We start from the raw sequence: 17142 nt of genomic DNA on the forward strand, positions 1-17142 counted from the left end.
CGTCGCCTCACTGCCGAACGCGGCGGGTGAGGCGGCGGACCTGACGCAGCCCCTCCATATCGGCCCGCGCGCCAGCCAGCAGGCCACGGGCGGCGGGGGCCGCCTCCCGGTCCGCCACCTCCATCACCGGCGGCAGGGCGATGCCGTCGCTGGGACCGGGCAGGACATCGACCACAGCCACAATGTCGATATTGTTGGCCATGTTGTTGATCTGGCTGATGTAGGTGCCGGTGCCCAGCGTGTCGTCCCAGGACTGGCGGCGAGCGAAGGCAGCCAGCCGATCCGCCGTGGATGCGTCCTTGTCCATGACGATCTGGTAATCGCTGGGCGTCAGCACCTGGTTGGGCACGCGCGCCGGCCAGAAGGTGGGCAAGTAAGGATCATAGTCCGGATCATAGCCTGACCGGCAGCTGGCTGTGTCCGTCTGCCAGGGCACGGCCATCCAGCGGGAAATGCTGCCCGGCCGCTGTCCATAAAGCGGGCCCATGGGCGTCTGGCAGATGGCCGGCGTCAGCACGGGGCCATAATCCGGCTCCGGCCCGTTGGGCGCGTGCAGGAAACGGTAGGGGCCCATGAAGATGCTCTGCGACCGCACGGGCCAGGTCATCTCGCACCCCGGGTGGAAGGCGTCCGCCAGACAGAATTCCAGCGAGGCGCGGTCCAGCGTGTCGGGCTGGTCGGCCACGGGCAGGTCATCCAGGCTTTGCGGCGGCGTGGCGGCGGGGTCGTAATCCTGGATGAAATCGCCATCGACCCACTGCTTCAGGAAGCCCAGCTGCGTCGCCGTCAGTTCGGTATATTGGCGCGGGGTCTTGGCCGCCGGCACATCCATGGCATCGCCATAGACCCAGGGCCAGGGCACGGGCGACCAGCTGTCGCGGTCGCCCTGGCGGAACTGGTTATAGAGCTGGCGGCGGTTTTCCTTGTTCTGGTCCGACGCATCGGCCAGCGTGGCCCGCCATTCGGCCGTGGTGAAATCCAGGGGCGATCCCCAGCCAAAGCCACGGGCAAAACCTTCATTCACCCATTGCAGATGGGTCAGCCGTTCAAAGATGGGCAGGATGTCGCCCGTGAAGGACGGCCGGGCCGGCCGGGTCAGGAAGCCCAGATCATAGGCGATGTCGCGCATCAGGTCCCACAGCGTGCGCACGGATTTCTGCTGCGGGGCATAATTGGGCGGACCGACCACGATCCAGGCCGGGGCCACGGTCAGTTCCTTGCCCTGCCAGGTCACGGTCGCCGTCACCGGCCCGTCGGCGATATCGTCATGCCAGCCGTCATTATTGGCAAAGGTCACGGCCGGCGCGCCATTGTAGGAGGCGGACTTGCCATAGCCGCCCAGCACCACCAGCCGTCCGGCCTCGTCGGTGCGCAATTCGCCCAGATAGACGGGCTTGCCCACGAAATGGCCCGTGTCGAAGGCGACGGGACCGGCGGAAGCGCCGGAAATCCAGCGCTGTCCGGGATCGATGACCAGCGAGGCCCGGTCCTTCACCTGGGCATTGCGGCGATAGGAAGGGGGGGCGGTCGCGGCTTCGGGAATGTCCAGCGCCAGCTGGAATTCGTACCAGGCGGCCTTCTGGTTGGCCAGATGCACCTGCCATTCGACCTTGGCCCCGCTGTCGGCGGTCAGTTCCCGCACCGGCACGCCCTTGGCGTTCAGACCATAGACGCGGAAACGCGCGGCCTGCCGCTTCAGCGCACCCGTGGCGTCACGGTAGAAGCCGGGCGGCCTGGGTGCCGGCTCCGGCACTTCCGGTCCCAGGAACCATTCATCGGGGCTGTTGCCCACCCGGGCAATGCCGATGGAAGGATAGATCGCGGCGCTGACGATCACATCGTCTTGCGTGCTGGACAGTGTCATTTCCCGTTCCCTCCCTCTGTACCGACGGCCTTCGGTCGGCCGGCTGCCGGAAGATTGCGAGAGAAACCTCTAAAGCACAATTATTAATACGATTAAAAGTTATAGAAACTCTCGCGCGCATCCCGCCGCAATAATCGGGTGGGGCGGGCCGGTGAAAGAGGTCAATCTCTGGCATCCAGACCCGAAAGGACCGATGATGCCGACCGTCGCCCCCTTCCCCATCCGTCCGATTCCATCTGCCGCCATGACCGTCCCCCCCGACAGCCCGTTCGATCCGCGCGACCCCGTGCTGGCCGATGGCGGCGCGCGACTGGTGGCCCAGGCCCTGCACCGGCTGGCGCGCGACTGGCAGGAACCACCCTCGCTGGAGGAACTGTCGGCAGAGGCCGGGCTGACGCCCTGGCATTTCCAGCGCCTGTTCAAGCGCTGGGCCGGGATCAGCCCGAAACGCTTCGCGCAGTTCGCCACGCTGGGCCATGCCCGTGCCCTGCTACGGGACAGTGGTGGAGGCGGGGCCGACCTGCTGGGCGCCAGCCTGGATCTGGGCCTGTCCGGCCCGTCGCGCCTGCATGACCTGTTCGTTGTCGCCGAAGGCGTGACGCCAGGCGAATATAAGGCGGCGGGCCAGGGCCTGACCATCCGCTGGGCCGTACATCAGACGGCGCTGGGCGCCGCGCTGATTGCAGCCACGGATCGCGGCGTCTGCTGGTTCGGCTTCCTGGGCGCCGATGGCGACCCGGCGGGGCAGTTGGCGGAACTGGCGCGGGACTGGCCCAACGCCATGCTGGTGGAAGACCCCACCCCCACCCTGGCCGCCGCCACCTCTCTAGACCCGGCGGCGCAAGGTGCCGGACCGGTGACGCTGCACCTGAAGGGCACGAATTTCCAGATGCGGGTCTGGCGGGCGCTGCTCGACATCCCCTATGGCGGGGCCACCACCTATGCCGGCATCGCCGAACGCATCGGCCAGCCCAGTGCGGCCCGCGCCGTGGGCAATGCCGTGGGCGCCAACAAGGTCGCCTGGCTGATCCCCTGCCACCGCGTCATCCGCGGCACCGGCGTGCTGGACAATTACCGCTGGGGTCCGGTGCAGAAGCGCACCCTGCTGGCCTGGGAGGCCGCACGGCTGGCGGGGGAGTGAATGCGATGCCCCCACATGCCGGGCGCCAACATCCGTTGGCTTGGCCTTACCGCAGCATGCCGCTTTCGATGACGCCATCGATGACGAACTGACAGGCGAGCGCCGTCAGCAGGATGCCCAGCACGCGGTTGATCACGTTGATGCCGGTGACGCCCAGCAGCCGGCTGACCTCGCCCGCGAACAGCAGCACCAGCAAGGTGGCACCCAGCACGCCCGACAGCACGGCCAGTACGATGGCCTGCATCATCAGGTCGCCATCGGCCCGGCCCATCAGCAGCACGACCGAGGTCATGGCGCCGGGACCGGCGATCAGCGGGATGGCCAGCGGGAAGACGGAGATATCGGCCTTGTGCGTCGCCTCCTCCTTCTCCTCCGCCGTGGCGGTGCGCAGGCCGCTTTCGCGGGCGAACACCATGTCGATGGCCACCAGCAGCAGCAGGATGCCGCCGGCAATACGGAAGGCCCCGACGCCGATACCCAGCGAGGTCAGCAGCAATTCCCCGATGAAGGCAAAGCCGAACAGCAGGCCCGTGCCGATCAGCACACCCTTGACCGCCGTGCGGCGACGATGGCGCCCGTCCATCCCCGCCGTCAGGGCGGCGAACATGGGGCCCAGGCCGATGGGGTCGATGGTGACGAAAAACGCGATAAAGGTCGAAAGGACCAGGTCGGTCATGACGGCCACCAGAAGGGAATAGGGGATGTCGGGGATGGACATCCTCTACCCCAACCAATGGTTACAGTAAAATGCCGGCCCGGCAGGGCTGCTATTTGATGGCATTGCCGGGCGGAATGGCGACGCCCCACCGCCATTCCGGTCGCAGATTACTTCGGCATGACCAGCGTGAAGTAAGGCGCCGTCACCTTCTCCCCCGGACCGAACGGGCCCGGCGCCTTGGCCGATACGGGCTTCAGGCTGCGCAGATAGGCGACGATGGCGATGGCGTCTGCATCCGTCATCTTGGCATAGCCCATATAGGGCATGACCGGGGCCAGTTGCCGGCCATCGGGACGGACGCCCGTGCGTAGGGCCGTCACGATCTGGGCATCGCTCCAGGCGCCCAGGCCCGTTTCCTTGTCCGGCGTCAGGTTGGAGCCGACGAAGACACCCATGCCGGGCACTTCCCAGCCGACATCGCTGCCGCCCAGCAGGCGGGCCGTGTCCGGCTTGCCGGCCATGGCGCCGGCCGTGTGACAGTCACCACAACCCAGAATGCCCACCAGGTAGGCACCGCGCGCCTTGTCCTGGGCCAGGGCGGCCGGGGCCGTGGCAAGAAGACCCGTCAGAGCCAGGATAATCGCCGCGCCGCGACGGACCGACCCCGATGGAAATGTGGAATGCATGATCCTTCTCACTTGTTCGTCTGATATCATCGTCCCATCCAGGTCCGATCATGCCTGCGGGCCACAATAATCGCCATAGATGTAACAATTGCAACATTACACCCTATCCAGCGAACCCGCGCCGGTCGCACCCAGCGCAACGGGACTTGAAAACTGAATCATATTTCGGATATGCGGACCGGGGCGCATTGACTCCCATGCTGCACCGCCGTACACCTCAAGGGAAAAGCCCACAAAATGGAGGAGGCCGCGGGCACGCTCATGAGCAAGAAAGTCTATACCGATGCCGTATCGGCCCTGGCAGGGCTGCTGCGCGACGACATGACCGTGATGGCCGGCGGGTTCGGCCTCTGCGGCATTCCCGAAAATCTGATCGCGGCCATCAAGCTGTCGGGCGTGAAGGGCCTGACGGTCATCTCCAACAATGCGGGCGTGGACGGCTTCGGCCTGGGCCAGCTGCTGGAGACCAAGCAGATCAAGAAGATGATCAGCTCCTATGTGGGTGAGAACAAGCTGTTCGCGCAGCAGTTCCTGTCCGGTGAGCTGGAGCTTGAATTCAACCCGCAGGGCACGCTGGCCGAGCGCATCCGCGCTGGCGGGGCGGGCATCCCCGCCTTCTTCACCAAGACGGGCGTGGGCACGCTGGTGGCCGAGGGCAAGGAACTGCGCGAGTTCGACGGCGAGACCTATGTCATGGAGCGCGGCCTGCGCGCCGATCTGGCCATCGTGAAGGCCTGGAAGGGCGACACGGAAGGCAACCTGATCTATCGCAAGACGGCGCGCAACTTCAACCCGATGATGGCCATGGCAGGCAAGGTCACGGTGGCAGAGGTGGAGCAGCTGGTGAATGTCGGCATGATCGACGCCGATCATGTCCATACGCCCGGCATCTTCGTGCAGCGCATCATCATGGGCGAGCACGAGAAGCGCATCGAACAGCGCACCACCCGCAAGCGCGACTGACCCGACGCTCGCCCCTGCGAGTGGCGGGTAGGCCGCCGACCGGCGGCCCGGCACCCCATGGTGCCGCAAGCCAAGCCGCCGGATGGCGGCGCCCGGCGCTTGAGGGGGCATGTAAACTTTTTGGGAGACCAACATCATGGCTTGGACCCGTGAAGAAATGGCCGCCCGCGCCGCCAAGGAGTTGCGCGACGGTTTCTATGTGAATCTGGGCATCGGCATCCCGACCCTGGTGGCGAACTTCATCCCCGACGGGATGCATGTCACCTTGCAGTCGGAAAATGGCATGCTGGGCATGGGCCCCTTCCCGTTCGAAGGGGAAGAGGATGCCGACCTGATCAATGCCGGCAAGCAGACCATCACCGAGCTGCCCTACAGCAGCTATTTCAGCAGTGCCGACAGCTTCGCCATGATCCGTGGCGGGCATATCGACCTGTCGGTGCTGGGCGCCATGCAGGTGGCCGCCAATGGCGATCTGGCCAACTGGATGATCCCCGGCAAGATGGTCAAGGGCATGGGCGGCGCCATGGATCTGGTGGCCGGCGTCAAGAAGGTCGTGGTGGTGATGGAACATTGCGCCGTCGACAAGAAGACGGGCGCCATCGAACCCAAGCTCTTGAAGGCCTGCACCCTGCCGCTGACCGGCACCCGCGTCGTCGACCTGGTGGTCACCGACCTGGGCGTGTTCCAGGTCGACAAGCATGGCCACGGCCCGCTGACCCTGATCGAACTGGCCCCCGGCGTGACGCTGGAGGAGATCAAGTCGAAGACGGAAGCGGAATTCGAGATCGCGGACGGGGTTCTGGGCTGATACCCGACACCTTGTCAGGCGAGCGTTGACGGGAGGGGGTGTTCCCCCTCCCTTTTTCTTTGGCATCCCCCTGCCCTTTTCGTCATCCTTCCCGCCACATCCAGGGGAAGGAACCGGTCATGACCGACGCCGCCGATTATCCGCGCACGGCGCGTGGTACGAATTTCTTCGAAACCGACACCAACCTGATCCGCTTGCTGGAACGTCGCGCGCCGCATGTGCTGGAGGCGCATGAACAGCGCCTGTCGGAATTCGGCGCCTGGGCCGGGGAAACGCTGGACGCGCAGGCCGAATATACCGACCGGTTCGCCCCGCCGCGCCTGGATGGCTATGATCTTGACGGCAACCGCACGGGCCGCGTCGTCTTCAACCGCGACTATCTGAACTGCCATGCCGAAGCCTACCGCCGGGGTGCCGTCGGGCTGGCCTACCTGCCCGACGGCAAGGGGCCGACGGGGGCGCAGAGCCATGCCGCCTGCTTCACCATGGGCTATATGCTGTCGCAGGCCGACATCTCCATCCATTGCCCCGTCACCATGACGGGCGCGGTGGCGCATGTGCTGGACAGTCTGGCCCCGGCGGCGGTGCGCGGCCGGTATCTGCCGGAAATGATCCGCATGGACGGGCTGGCCCTGTCCGGCGGCACCTGGGCGACGGAGCTGCATGGCGGGTCGGATGTGGGGGCCACGACGACGCGGGCCGAACAGCGCAATGACGGCTACCGCCTGCACGGCATCAAATGGTTCACCAGCAATGCCGGCGCGGGGCTGGCCATGGCCACGGCGCGGCCGGACGGGGCGGAACCGGGCGGGCGCGGCCTGGGCTGCTATCTGGTGCCCTCGCATCTGGACGATGGCACACCCAACCATCAGCGCGCCCGCCGCCTGAAGGAAAAGGCCGGGACCAAGGGGCTGGCCACGGCCGAACTGGACCTGAATGGCTGCTGGGCCGTGGAGATGGCAGCCCCGCCCGACGGGCTGAAGATGATGATGGCGGCGCTGGAATATAGCCGCATCCATAATGCCGTCGGGTCGGCCGGGCTGCTGCGCCGGGCCTTTCTGGAAAGTGCCGGCTGGGCCACGCACCGCGTCGCCTTCGGCCGGCCCATCCGCCAGTACCCGATGGTGCAGGACCAGTTGCTGGACATGCAGATGGAACTGGAGGCGGCGACGGCGCTGGCCTTTGAATCCGTCCTGGCCTTCGACGCACAACTGGCCGATCCGGAGATGGGGGGCGACTGGCTGCGCCTGATCACGGCGCTGGCCAAGTACCGCACGGCCGAACAGGCCGTCACCGCCTGCCGCCATGCCGTGGAGATGGTGGGCGGCAACGGCTATACCGACGAGATGGCGACCAGCCGCTTCTACCGCGACTGTCTGGTCGTGTCGGTCTGGGAAGGGCCGGCCAATATCCAGGCACTGGAACTGCTGCGGCTGGTGGCGGGCAAGCGGCCGGGCGATCAGATCTTCCTGGCCCGCGTCGGCACCATCCTGTCCGACCTGCCGCCCGCCGCCAAGGAACCGGCCGTGGAGGATGTGTCGGCCATCCTGGAAGGGGCGATCGAGGAATGCCGCGCCGCCCTGTCCTTTCTGCGCCGCAATCCCGATCAGGGGCCGCGCCATGGTCGGCGGCTGCTGAACCTGATGGCCGACACGGCAGCGGCGGCCCTGCTGTGCGAGGAGGCGGTGGCGGAGCTGAAATGGGGCGACCGGCGCAAATGGCTGGTGGCCTGCCGCTTTGTGCTGAAGGTCCTGGGCAAGGCCGACCCGATCAGCGCCAATATCGATCCGGCCAATGCGGAGTTCGACGCTGTCCTGGCCTATGAACCCGTGGGCTGGTGAAGCGCCATGAAAAAACCCCGCCGGTTTGCCGGCGGGGTTTCCTCAACAGGACCCGGGAAAGGGCGGGATCAGCCGATGGTCTCGGCCTCAACAGCCTCTTCGGTGGACGCAACCGCGGGGGCGGGGGCCTCCGCGGCGGCGAGGGCAACCTCCACCGGGACGGTGGGGATGACCGGCTCCTGGCCGATCACCTGGATCGTACCGGCCAGCTGCCCACCATTTTCCACTTCCAGCGTGCCATAGCGGATATTGCCCAGGATGCGGCCCGTGGCGCGGACCTTCAACGTGCCGCGCACGGTGATGTCACCTTCGAACCGGCCACCGATATCGGCCTCGTCGATCTCCACGGAGCCCTTGAACAGGCCCGTATCGGCGATTTCCACGACATGGCCGTCGCGCAGCTTGGCCTCCACCGTGCCTTCCACGACCAGCACGTCACAGGCGGCAATCTCACCCGACAGGCTGATGTCGCGGCCGACGATCAGCTTGCGCATCTCGGTCGACGGGGCCGGGCTGGTGCCTTCCACGCCCGTCGGCGCCACGCGCTTGGGCGGGCTGTTGGGAATGTCCACGACGCGGCGCGGAATGGAACCGGCGCTGGCGCCCGGGGAAGCGGTCGGGGTGGTGAAAGGCGTGTTCATCGTCGTCCTCGGGCTGGTGTCGGTACCTTGGTCGGCGGCAGGTGCGGCGGCAATGGCGTCGGCTGCCGGGTCCGCCTGACGGAACCCGGCAGCGGGTGCAGCCGGTGTGCTGTCAACGGGCGGCGGGGGGGCGGCTGGCGGGGTGGGCGTGCCCGGCGGGAAAGGCGGTCTCTGGCGTCGGAACATTGGTGTCGGCCCCCAAATGCACTGGCTCAGGGTGGGGGTCGGCCCATGGCGCGACCCCGCAAGGCGGTATAGCAGAACCCGCGATCAAGCAGCAGCCTTCGATGGAAGATCGCGGCACATCTCTTCAAAAAGATGCACCATGAAAGCGGCGGCCAGCACGGGCACCAGCAGATTGACGATCGGCAGTGACGAAAGAAAGGCGATAATGATGCCCGCCACAAAAAGTCCCACCCGATGGTCGTCGCGCAGGGCCCGCACGGCGCCGATCGGCAGCCGGCGGACGGCCACCAGCTCAAAATATTCCCGGCCGACCAGATAGCCGTTGACCAGGAACCAGACCACCAGGTTCAGCACGGGCACAAAATAGAAGGGCAGGGCCAGCAGGTTCAGGGCCAGCACCAGCCCCAGGAATTTCAGCCCCTCCCACACGGCGCGCCAGACCGGTATCCGGTTGGGCGGGGGCAGATGGGGGTAATGGCGCCGCTCCACGGCATCGATGATGCCGTCCAGCATGGTGGCGGAAACAGCCACCATCACGGCCGGAAACATCAGCCAGGACAAAGCCAGCGTCGCCAGCCCGCCCAGCAGATCAATGCCGGTATCGACCCAGGCGATGTCGAACAGCGCCGTATGGGTCAGCAGCCAGCCGAACCCCGACAGCAGGCCCGCAAACAGCAGCAGCGTGCCCAGCGCCGATCCGATCAGCACGCGCAGGAAGGACGGGTCGGGCATTTGCGCCATGGCGCGCGCCAGATGCCGGATCATGATTTCTACCAGCCTCCCATGCCTGCTGCCGCCAGAAGGCGACGGCGCTGCCGCGACCCATGCGCGGCGCTGCATCATATGGGGATATCAGCGCACTTGCCGCAAGGCGCCGCCTGCCTATACTCCCGGCCAATTCCTTTTGCTTGGTGGAGGCCATTCGTGGCGGCTGTTTACGATGTAGTGGGTATGGGCAATGCGATTGTCGATGTGATCGCCAAGGCCAGTGAAGAGTTTCTGACCGCCAACGGCCTGTTGAAGAACGCCATGCGGCTGATCAGCGCCGAAGAGGCGGATGATCTCTACAACAAGATGGCCCCCGGCCTGGAAATGTCCGGCGGATCGGCCGGCAACACCATGGCTGCCCTGGCGTCGCTGGGCGGCAAGGGCGTGTTCGTGGGCAAGGTCGCGCATGATCAGCTGGGCAAGGTCTATCGCCACGACATCCGCGCCGCCGGCGTGCGTTTCGACACGCCCGACCTGACCGACGGCAAGCCGACCGGGTCCTGCCTGATCCTGGTGACGCCGGATGGCCACCGCACCATGAACACCTTCCTGGGCGCCTGCCTGGACCTGACGCCCGGCGATATCGACGCGGAAATCATCCAGTCGTCCAAGGTCGTCTATCTGGAAGGCTATCTGTGGGATCCGCCGGCCGCCAAGGAAGCCTTCCTGAAGGCGGCTTCCCTGGCCCATGCTGCCGGCCGCAAGGTGGCGCTGTCGCTGTCCGACCCGTTCTGCGTCAACCGCCACCTGGACAGCTTCCGCGACCTGGTCAAGAACCATGTCGACATCCTGTTCGCCAATGAAAGCGAGATCATCGCCCTGTTCGGTGGCGATTTCGACAGCGCCGCCGCCGAAGCGGCCAGGAATGTGGAAGTGGCCGTGCTGACCCGCGGCGAACAGGGCGCCACCGTCCTGACCGGCGGACAGGCCTATAACGTCCCGGCGGAGAAGGTCGAAGCCGTGGTCGACACCACGGGGGCGGGCGATCTGTTCGCCGCCGGTTTCCTCTACGGCTACACGCAGGGCCGCGACCCGGCCACCTGTGCCCGTCTGGGCGCCATCTGCGCGGGTGAAATCATCGGCCATTACGGCGCCCGGTCGGAAGTGAACCTGGCCGAGCTGGTGAAGTCCAAGGGGCTGTGAGATGTCCCGGCATCGGGATTGAGGGGGAAAGGGCGGGGGCGACTCCGCCCTTTCTTCTTTCCCGATCTTCAGCCCACGCGCGCGCCGGGGCGGTCGGTCTGAGCCGTCTTGTGGACGACCAGGGCCACCTTGTCGTTCATCATGGTCAACTGCTTGGCCGATTTGGTCGGCAGCGGGATGCGCTGGTTGATGCAGAAGAAGATCAGGCAGGCGGCCAGGGTCGGGTTGTCCACCCAATGCACCTGCCGCGCCCCGTCATCCAGCCCGATATGCAGGGCGCAGCGCACCATGGGTTCGGTGATCAGCTCCAGCCGGATGATGCTGCCCGACGGCAAGGGGCTGCCCGACCGGCGGTGATAATCCACCACGGCCCGGATCACCTCTTCATTGCTGAAGATGATATGACGGATTTCAGTCGGCATGGTTAACCATACCCGTCCGCAGGACACCCGTCACCAGGGTCACGAGCGTACGTGGGGCGATGTTGGTCATCGGCCGACCCTGGACCCGACATGTTCGATTGGGAATGGAGGAATGGTGGAGCCGAGGAGGATCGAACTCCCGACCTACGCATTGCGAACGCGTCGCTCTCCCAGCTGAGCTACGGCCCCACACCATCGATATCCACCAGAGCGGCGGACCTCCGAAGTGGCGCGGATAATGCTGATCCGACCCGGCCCTGTCAAGCATGGCATCGCACCCCTGGGTTCGATCCTGTGCATGGACCGGTGCTGCGTCACCATTCCGCCCGATGCCCCTATCGGCGACGCATCGCGGTGATCAGGGTCGACGGTTGCAACGACCCGGCAGCCCGTCAAGCCAGACACTTGCGCAACTTCTCGCCTTGCCCCATATCCGTCACCGGCTTTCAACAAGCCCGTGACGGACCCCGAATTCATTGAATGGTGAGAGAGATGAGTGAGGAACGGCTCAGTTTCCAGGCCGAGGTCAGCCGCCTGCTGGATATCGTGGCGCATAGCCTCTACTCGGAGAAGGAAGTCTTCCTGCGGGAACTGATCTCCAACGCGTCGGACGCCTGCGACAAGCTGCGCTATGCCGCGCAGACCGATGCGTCGCTGATGGAAGGCGACCCCAATTTCAAGATCAGCCTGATCATCGACAAGGATGCCGGCACCCTGACCGTGACCGATAATGGCATCGGCATGAACCGGCAGGATCTGGTCGACAATCTGGGCACCATCGCCCGGTCGGGCACGTCGGCCTTCGTCAAGAACCTGTCGGGCGACAGTAAGAAGGATGTCAGCCTGATCGGCCAGTTCGGCGTCGGCTTCTATTCCGCCTTCATGATCGCCGACAAGGTGGAGGTCTATTCCAGCCGTGCGGGGGAAAAGCATGGCTGGCTGTGGGTCAGCGATGGCAAGGGCAGCTTCACGGTGGCCGAAAGCACCGACGCGCCGGCCCGCGGCACCCGCATCGTCCTGCATGTGAAGGCGGACGAGAAGGATTTCCTGGAGGAACACCGCCTGCGCACGGTCGTGAAGAAATATTCCGACCATATCGCCGTGCCCATCCATCTGGGCGCCGACAGCGCCGAATCGGTGAACGCGGCCAGTGCGCTGTGGACCCGGTCCAAGTCGGAAGTGACCGAGGAGCAGTACAAGGAATTCTATCATCATGTCGGGCACAGCTTTGACGAGCCGTGGCTGACCCTGCATTGGCGCGCCGAGGGCGTGATCGAATATACGGGCCTGCTGTTCGTGCCGCAGCAGCGGCCCTTCGACCTGTTCGATCCGCGCCGTGCCCATCATGTGAAGCTGTATGTCCGCCGCGTCTTCATCACCGACGAGGCGGAGGGGCTGGTGCCCCCCTATCTGCGCTTCCTGCGCGGCGTGGTCGACAGCGAGGATCTGCCGCTGAATGTCAGCCGCGAGATGCTGCAGCACAACCCCGTACTGGCCAAGCTGAAGGCCGGCGTGGTCAAGCGCGTGCTGGGCGAGTTGAACAAGAAGGCCGCCGATCCGGAGCAAGCCGCCGATTACGCCCGCTTCTGGGACGCGTTCGGGGCCGTGCTGAAGGAAGGGCTGTACGAGGACTTCACCCACCGCGACGATCTGCTGAAGCTGCTGCGCTTCCGCACGACGGAGAGCAAGGGCGAGCTGGTCAGCCTGGCGACCTATGTCGGCCGCATGAAGGAAGGCCAGGACGCCATCTACTACATCACGGGTGACGAGAAATCGGCCCTGGAGAAAAGCCCGCAGGTCGAAGGTTTCCGCGCCAAGGGCGTGGAGGTCATCCTGCTGACCGACCCGGTGGACGAATTCTGGCTGGGTTCCGTGCGCGAGGCGGAAGGCAAGCCGTTCAAGTCCGTCACCCGCGGCGGGGCCGACCTGTCCAAGATCAAGGGCGAGGAGAAGCCGGAGGAGGCACAGAAGGACAAGGCCGCCGATGGCGACCTGTCCTCCCTGACGGCCCTGCTGAAGCTGACCCTGGGCGACACGGTGAAGGATGTGCGCCGGTCCGAACGCCTGACCGACAGTGCCGTCTGTCTGGTGGCCGATGATGGCGACATGGATATCCACCTGCAGCGCCTGCTGAAGCAGCATGGTCAGCTGGGGGCGGATGACACCGCCAAGCGCGTGCTGGAGATCAATGCCAGCCACCCGCTGATCCGTCGTCTGGCCGAAAAGGCCGGGCAGGACGGGGCCGCCACGGCGCTGGAGGATGCGGCCTGGCTGCTGCTGGATCAGGCGCGGATCGTGGAAGGGGAAGCCCTGCCCGATCCCATCGCCTTTGCCCGCCGCATGGCCGCCTTTGTCGAGAAGGGCCTGGGCTGATCACTCCCTGGATGACGCCGGCGGTCTTGGATCGCCGGCGTCACATCACCAAACCCACCGCCAGACCCCACATGGTGATGGCCACCCCGCCATCCAGCACGCGCCAGGACAGGGGCCGCGCGAATAGGGGCCGCAGCAGCCGCGCCCCATAGCCGAGCGCGAAGAAGAAGCTGAAGGAAGCGGCAATCGCGCCCAGCGCGAACAGGAACCGCGCCTCACCGAATCGGCCGGCCACGGAGCCGACCAGCAGCACGCTGTCCAGATAGACATGCGGGTTCAGCCAGGTCAGCGCCAGACAGACGCCCAGCGTCGCCACCAGCCCCTTGCCCGCCCCGGCCGCCGGATCCAGCACCCCGCCCCCGCGCCAGGCCGACGCCAGACTGCGCAGCCCATAGGCCGCCAGGAACAGGGCGCCGCCATAGCGCAGCCCGCCGGCCAGCCCCGGCAGCCAGCCTTCCAGCCGGGACAGGGCGAACACGCCCGCCAGCATCAGCACGGCATCGGACAGGGCACAGGCCAGACAGACCGCCCAGACATGTTCCCCCCGCAGCCCCTGGCGCAGGACAAAGGCGTTCTGCGCTCCGATAGCGGTGATCAGCCCCAGGCAGAGCAGATAGCCGGAGAGGAAGGCGGTTTGCATGGGCGGGCGGCTCCAAAAATGGCACAAAGGCCCCATCCAGCTATCACCCGGCATCGGATTAACGTAGTTAAAGAACTTAAATCTGATTAAGAAATGCTAATTCCATGCTGGATTATTCCCTGTTGGAAGCCCTGGCCGCCGTCATCCGCAGCGGCAGTTTCGAACGGGCAGCAAGAGAGCTGCACGTAACGCCCTCGGCGGTGTCGCAGCGGATCAAACTGCTGGAGGAACGGGTGGGCACGGTGCTGGTGCTGCGCGGACAGCCCTGCACGGCCACGCTGGCCGGCCAGACCCTGTGCCAGCATGTCGAGCAGGTTGCCCTGCTGGAAAGCGAACTGCCGGCAGCACTACCCGGCCTGGGGCCGGTGGCGACACGCCCGACCCTGCGAATCGCCGTGAATGCTGACAGTCTGGCCGGCTGGTTCATCCCGGTCATGGCAGCCCATCCCGACCTGCTGTTCGATCTGGTGCTGGATGATCAGGACCACAGCGCCGACTGGCTGCGGCAAGGTGAGGTGTTGGCCGCCATCACCGCCAGCGACCGGCCGGTGACGGGGTGCGACTGCTTTGCGCTGGGGTCGTTGCGCTATGTCGCGGTCGCCAGCCCTGCCTACAGGCGCCAGCATTTCCCCGATGGCGTCACGGCCGCCGCGCTGACCGATGCCCCGTGCCTGACCTTCAACCGCAAGGACGGGCTGCAGGCTGAATGGCTGCGCCGCCTGCTGGGACGGGACCTGGACGTGCCGACCCATTGGCTGCCCTCCTCCCAGGCCTTCTTGGATGCGGCCCTGGCCGGTATCGGCTGGGGCATGAATATCGCCGATGTGACGGCCCCATGCCTGGCGGATGGTCGGCTGCTGCCGCTGGTGCCCGGTACGGAGCTGGACGTGCCGCTCTATTGGCAGCGCAGCCGAATCGCCAGCAAAGCGCTGGCGGCTTTGACCACAACCGTGCGGCGCGTGGCGGCTGCCCATCTGCGGGCAGGGTGATCCGTCAAAACCCCGGATCGGGCCGCAGGTGCGTCACATCCATTCCGTGCGTCGCCACCAGCCTGTCCGCCACGGTCAGCCGGTGGCACTGCGTATGGTCGGCCTCAAAACACAGCAGGCAGGCCGGTTTCTCCAGCACCAGACCACCGGCCAGTGCCAGTTCATATTGTGCCTCCGGCCGTGCCAGCCCCTCCTCCACGATTGACCAGAATTCCGCCATCCGCCCGGCGCGGTTGGCCAGCCGCCCTTCCTTGGGTGTGCCCAGCTTCTTCAGGTGCAGATAGTCGATCCCTTCGGCCTCCAGGCTGGCACGCAGCGGCGATTTGGAAAAGCCGGCACGGCGGGAGGAGGGCAGTTCGCGCACATCCAGCAGCAGCCGGACCCCCGCCGCCTTCAGGGCCGCGATCACCGCCCCTTGCGACGCGCCCTCATATCCGATGGTGAACAGGGTCATGCAACCTCCTTCGCCGGGCCGCCATGCCGGCCGCGCGGGCCTGCGGCCTTGCCAACCCGTGCCCACTCCACTATACACACCCGCTCTATCGAACGGTGAGGCCGGGCGTGATGCCCGGGGCATGCCCGCCGTTCATATGTTAGAAGGACCGAAAATGCCCAAGTTGAAAAACCATTCTGGCTCGAAGAAGCGGTTCAAGTTCACCGCTTCGGGTAAGGTCAAGGCCCAGGCCGCCGGCAAGCGCCACGGCATGAGCAAGCGTCCTCAGAAGATGAAGCGTACCGCGCGCGGCACGTTTGTCATGTTCAAGGCCGATGGCGAGAAGATCGCCGAGAATTTCCTGCGGGTTAAGTGAGGAGGCTGACCTATGGCACGCGTTAAGCGGGGCGTCACCACCCACGCCCGTCACAAGAAGATCCTGAAGCTCGCCAAGGGCTACCGTGGTCGCGGTTCCAAGTGCTATCGCGTTGCGATTGAAAAGGTCGAGAAGGCGCTTCGTTACGCCTATCGCGACCGTCGCAACAAGAAGCGCGATTTCCGCGGCCTGTGGATCCAGCGTATCAACGCCGGTGCGCGTCTGCACGGGCTGAAGTACAGCACGCTGATCCACGGCCTGAAGCGCGCCGGCGTCGAGCTGGACCGTAAGGTCCTGTCCGACATCGCCGCCCGCGAGCCGGAGAGCTTTAAGAGCCTGTGCGAAACCGCCCAGGCTGCTCTCAAGGCCGCCTGATTTCCGGTAACGGATTTCAGACCGGTTGCAAGTTGAAGGGGGAGCAGGCCCGGCGGGCCCGCTCCCCCTTTTGCTTATGCGCCTGGCATCTGTGCTATCATCGGAACCCGACCGGAACCGGAGAACGCCATGGGATCGCTGACCATCCGCATCGACGACGAAGCCCTGATCAAGGGTTTGGAAGACCGCGCCCTGCGTTCCGGCCGGACGGTCGAAGAAGAGGCGACGGCTGTCCTGGCGGCGCAGGTGAGTTGCATCGGCCAATCGCCGGAACTGATCGCGCGTCTGGCATCCCTGCGGGCCGCCAGTGCCGGCATGTGCCATACACCATCGGAGGTGCTGTTGCGGGAAGACCGCGACAGCGACCACCGATGAGATATGTGCTGGATGCGTCCGTTGCCATCAAGCTGGCCCTTGCCGAACCGGATTCGCCGCTGGCCGAGCCATTGCTCCACGCCGAACTGCATGCACCCGACCTGATGTTCGCCGAAGTGGCGAATATCCTGTGGAAGAAGCTGGTGCGTGGTGAGGCAACTGAACCCATCGCGGCGCAGGCTCTGGAGGCCATCGGTCAATTGAAACTGGCCGTGACACCCTCAAAGTCGCTGCTGACGGATGCGATGTGGCTGGCGCGGGCGACCGGGCATCCGGCATACGACATGTTCTATGTCGCGTTGGCGCAAAAATTGCCGGCTCCGCTGGTGACGGCAGATCGGCGACTGGCCGAGAAGGTACGACAGATCAAACCCTTGCCGCCCTGGGCCAGCCTCATCATCCCGCTCACCGAATTCCAACCGGGCGCTTGCGCCCCCACCCCTTCCTGATCCGGATCCAT

At 65.7% G+C, this 17142-nt stretch carries 19 protein-coding genes and 1 tRNA gene; 11 read left to right on the forward strand and 9 right to left on the reverse strand.

The window, feature by feature from the left end; all coding sequences use genetic code 11:
- Window positions 1–7: 7 nt before the first annotated feature.
- Complete coding sequence (locus ACODTW_RS10980) at window positions 8–1864, reverse strand: LodA/GoxA family CTQ-dependent oxidase (RefSeq protein WP_488946038.1); 1857 nt, start codon at window positions 1862–1864, stop codon at window positions 8–10.
- Window positions 1865–2057: 193 nt separating this feature from the next.
- Between ACODTW_RS10980 and ACODTW_RS10985 the strand changes: the two genes are divergently transcribed.
- Window positions 2058–3005 carry a methylated-DNA--[protein]-cysteine S-methyltransferase gene (locus tag ACODTW_RS10985; RefSeq protein WP_488946039.1) on the forward strand — a complete coding sequence of 316 codons (948 nt, stop codon included), beginning with the start codon at window positions 2058–2060 and terminating at the stop codon, window positions 3003–3005.
- Window positions 3006–3051: 46 nt separating this feature from the next.
- Here ACODTW_RS10985 and ACODTW_RS10990 read toward each other — a convergent pair whose 3' ends face one another.
- Entirely contained in the window at window positions 3052–3723 is a 672-nt protein-coding gene (locus ACODTW_RS10990; protein WP_488946040.1) for a MarC family protein, read from the reverse strand.
- A gap of 107 nt (window positions 3724–3830) precedes the next feature.
- Window positions 3831–4349, reverse strand: a complete 519-nt coding sequence (locus ACODTW_RS10995; protein WP_488946041.1) for a c-type cytochrome — start codon at window positions 4347–4349, stop codon at window positions 3831–3833.
- A 261-nt stretch (window positions 4350–4610) separates the two neighbouring features.
- Here ACODTW_RS10995 and ACODTW_RS11000 point away from each other — a divergent pair, with 261 nt between their 5' ends.
- From ACODTW_RS11000 to ACODTW_RS11010, 3 genes are all read left to right on the forward strand, one after another.
- The gene (locus ACODTW_RS11000; protein ID WP_488946042.1) at window positions 4611–5312 is read left to right on the forward strand and encodes a CoA transferase subunit A; all 702 of its coding nucleotides are present in this window, start codon (window positions 4611–4613) and stop codon (window positions 5310–5312) included.
- A gap of 136 nt (window positions 5313–5448) precedes the next feature.
- Window positions 5449–6120, forward strand: coding sequence for a CoA transferase subunit B (locus ACODTW_RS11005; RefSeq protein ID WP_488946043.1), 672 nt, complete (start codon window positions 5449–5451; stop codon window positions 6118–6120).
- A gap of 119 nt (window positions 6121–6239) precedes the next feature.
- Window positions 6240–7961, forward strand: coding sequence for an acyl-CoA dehydrogenase family protein (locus ACODTW_RS11010; RefSeq protein ID WP_488946044.1), 1722 nt, complete (start codon window positions 6240–6242; stop codon window positions 7959–7961).
- A 68-nt stretch (window positions 7962–8029) separates the two neighbouring features.
- Here ACODTW_RS11010 and ACODTW_RS11015 read toward each other — a convergent pair whose 3' ends face one another.
- Together ACODTW_RS11015 and ACODTW_RS11020 are read right to left on the reverse strand one after the other, a co-directional pair.
- Window positions 8030–8788 carry a bactofilin family protein gene (locus ACODTW_RS11015; protein ID WP_488946045.1) on the reverse strand — a complete coding sequence of 253 codons (759 nt, stop codon included), beginning with the start codon at window positions 8786–8788 and terminating at the stop codon, window positions 8030–8032.
- 84 nt (window positions 8789–8872) lie between these two features.
- Window positions 8873–9553, reverse strand: a complete 681-nt coding sequence (locus tag ACODTW_RS11020; protein ID WP_488946046.1) for an EI24 domain-containing protein — start codon at window positions 9551–9553, stop codon at window positions 8873–8875.
- Window positions 9554–9739: 186 nt separating this feature from the next.
- Here ACODTW_RS11020 and ACODTW_RS11025 point away from each other — a divergent pair, with 186 nt between their 5' ends.
- On the forward strand, window positions 9740–10699 hold the full coding sequence (locus tag ACODTW_RS11025) for an adenosine kinase (RefSeq protein WP_488946206.1): 960 nt from the start codon (window positions 9740–9742) through the stop codon (window positions 10697–10699).
- Between the two features lie 68 nt (window positions 10700–10767).
- Here the strand turns inward: ACODTW_RS11025 and ACODTW_RS11030 are convergent, their stop codons facing one another.
- Together ACODTW_RS11030 and ACODTW_RS11035 are read right to left on the reverse strand one after the other, a co-directional pair.
- Window positions 10768–11121 carry a hypothetical protein gene (locus ACODTW_RS11030; protein WP_488946047.1) on the reverse strand — a complete coding sequence of 118 codons (354 nt, stop codon included), beginning with the start codon at window positions 11119–11121 and terminating at the stop codon, window positions 10768–10770.
- A gap of 113 nt (window positions 11122–11234) precedes the next feature.
- A tRNA-Ala gene (locus ACODTW_RS11035) sits at window positions 11235–11310 on the reverse strand.
- A gap of 303 nt (window positions 11311–11613) precedes the next feature.
- Here ACODTW_RS11035 and htpG point away from each other — a divergent pair.
- Complete coding sequence (gene htpG, locus ACODTW_RS11040) at window positions 11614–13494, forward strand: molecular chaperone HtpG (protein WP_488946049.1); 1881 nt, start codon at window positions 11614–11616, stop codon at window positions 13492–13494.
- 40 nt (window positions 13495–13534) lie between these two features.
- On the opposite strand, the gene ACODTW_RS11045 is transcribed toward htpG, so the two are convergent.
- Window positions 13535–14134, reverse strand: a complete 600-nt coding sequence (locus tag ACODTW_RS11045) for a LysE/ArgO family amino acid transporter (RefSeq protein WP_488946050.1) — start codon at window positions 14132–14134, stop codon at window positions 13535–13537.
- A 104-nt stretch (window positions 14135–14238) separates the two neighbouring features.
- Between ACODTW_RS11045 and ACODTW_RS11050 the strand changes: the two genes are divergently transcribed.
- Entirely contained in the window at window positions 14239–15123 is an 885-nt protein-coding gene (locus ACODTW_RS11050; RefSeq protein WP_488946051.1) for a LysR family transcriptional regulator ArgP, read from the forward strand.
- 4 nt (window positions 15124–15127) lie between these two features.
- Here the strand turns inward: ACODTW_RS11050 and ACODTW_RS11055 are convergent, their stop codons facing one another.
- Complete coding sequence (locus ACODTW_RS11055; protein ID WP_488946052.1) at window positions 15128–15577, reverse strand: DUF488 domain-containing protein; 450 nt, start codon at window positions 15575–15577, stop codon at window positions 15128–15130.
- Between the two features lie 154 nt (window positions 15578–15731).
- Here ACODTW_RS11055 and rpmI point away from each other — a divergent pair, with 154 nt between their 5' ends.
- The 4 genes from rpmI (at window position 15732) to ACODTW_RS11075 (ending at window position 17131) form a co-directional block, all read left to right on the forward strand.
- Window positions 15732–15932, forward strand: a complete 201-nt coding sequence (gene rpmI, locus ACODTW_RS11060; RefSeq protein ID WP_488946053.1) for a 50S ribosomal protein L35 — start codon at window positions 15732–15734, stop codon at window positions 15930–15932.
- Window positions 15933–15944: 12 nt separating this feature from the next.
- Window positions 15945–16307, forward strand: a complete 363-nt coding sequence (gene rplT / locus ACODTW_RS11065) for a 50S ribosomal protein L20 (protein WP_488946054.1) — start codon at window positions 15945–15947, stop codon at window positions 16305–16307.
- A 129-nt stretch (window positions 16308–16436) separates the two neighbouring features.
- Window positions 16437–16682 (forward strand): hypothetical protein, encoded by a 246-nt coding sequence (locus tag ACODTW_RS11070; protein ID WP_488946055.1) that lies wholly within the window; start codon window positions 16437–16439, stop codon window positions 16680–16682.
- Entirely contained in the window at window positions 16679–17131 is a 453-nt protein-coding gene (locus ACODTW_RS11075) for a type II toxin-antitoxin system VapC family toxin (protein WP_488946056.1), read from the forward strand. Before ACODTW_RS11070 ends, ACODTW_RS11075 begins: the two co-directional genes overlap by 4 nt.
- Window positions 17132–17142: the final 11 nt, after the last annotated feature.

Source organism: Niveispirillum sp. FG148, from assembly GCF_057809655.1.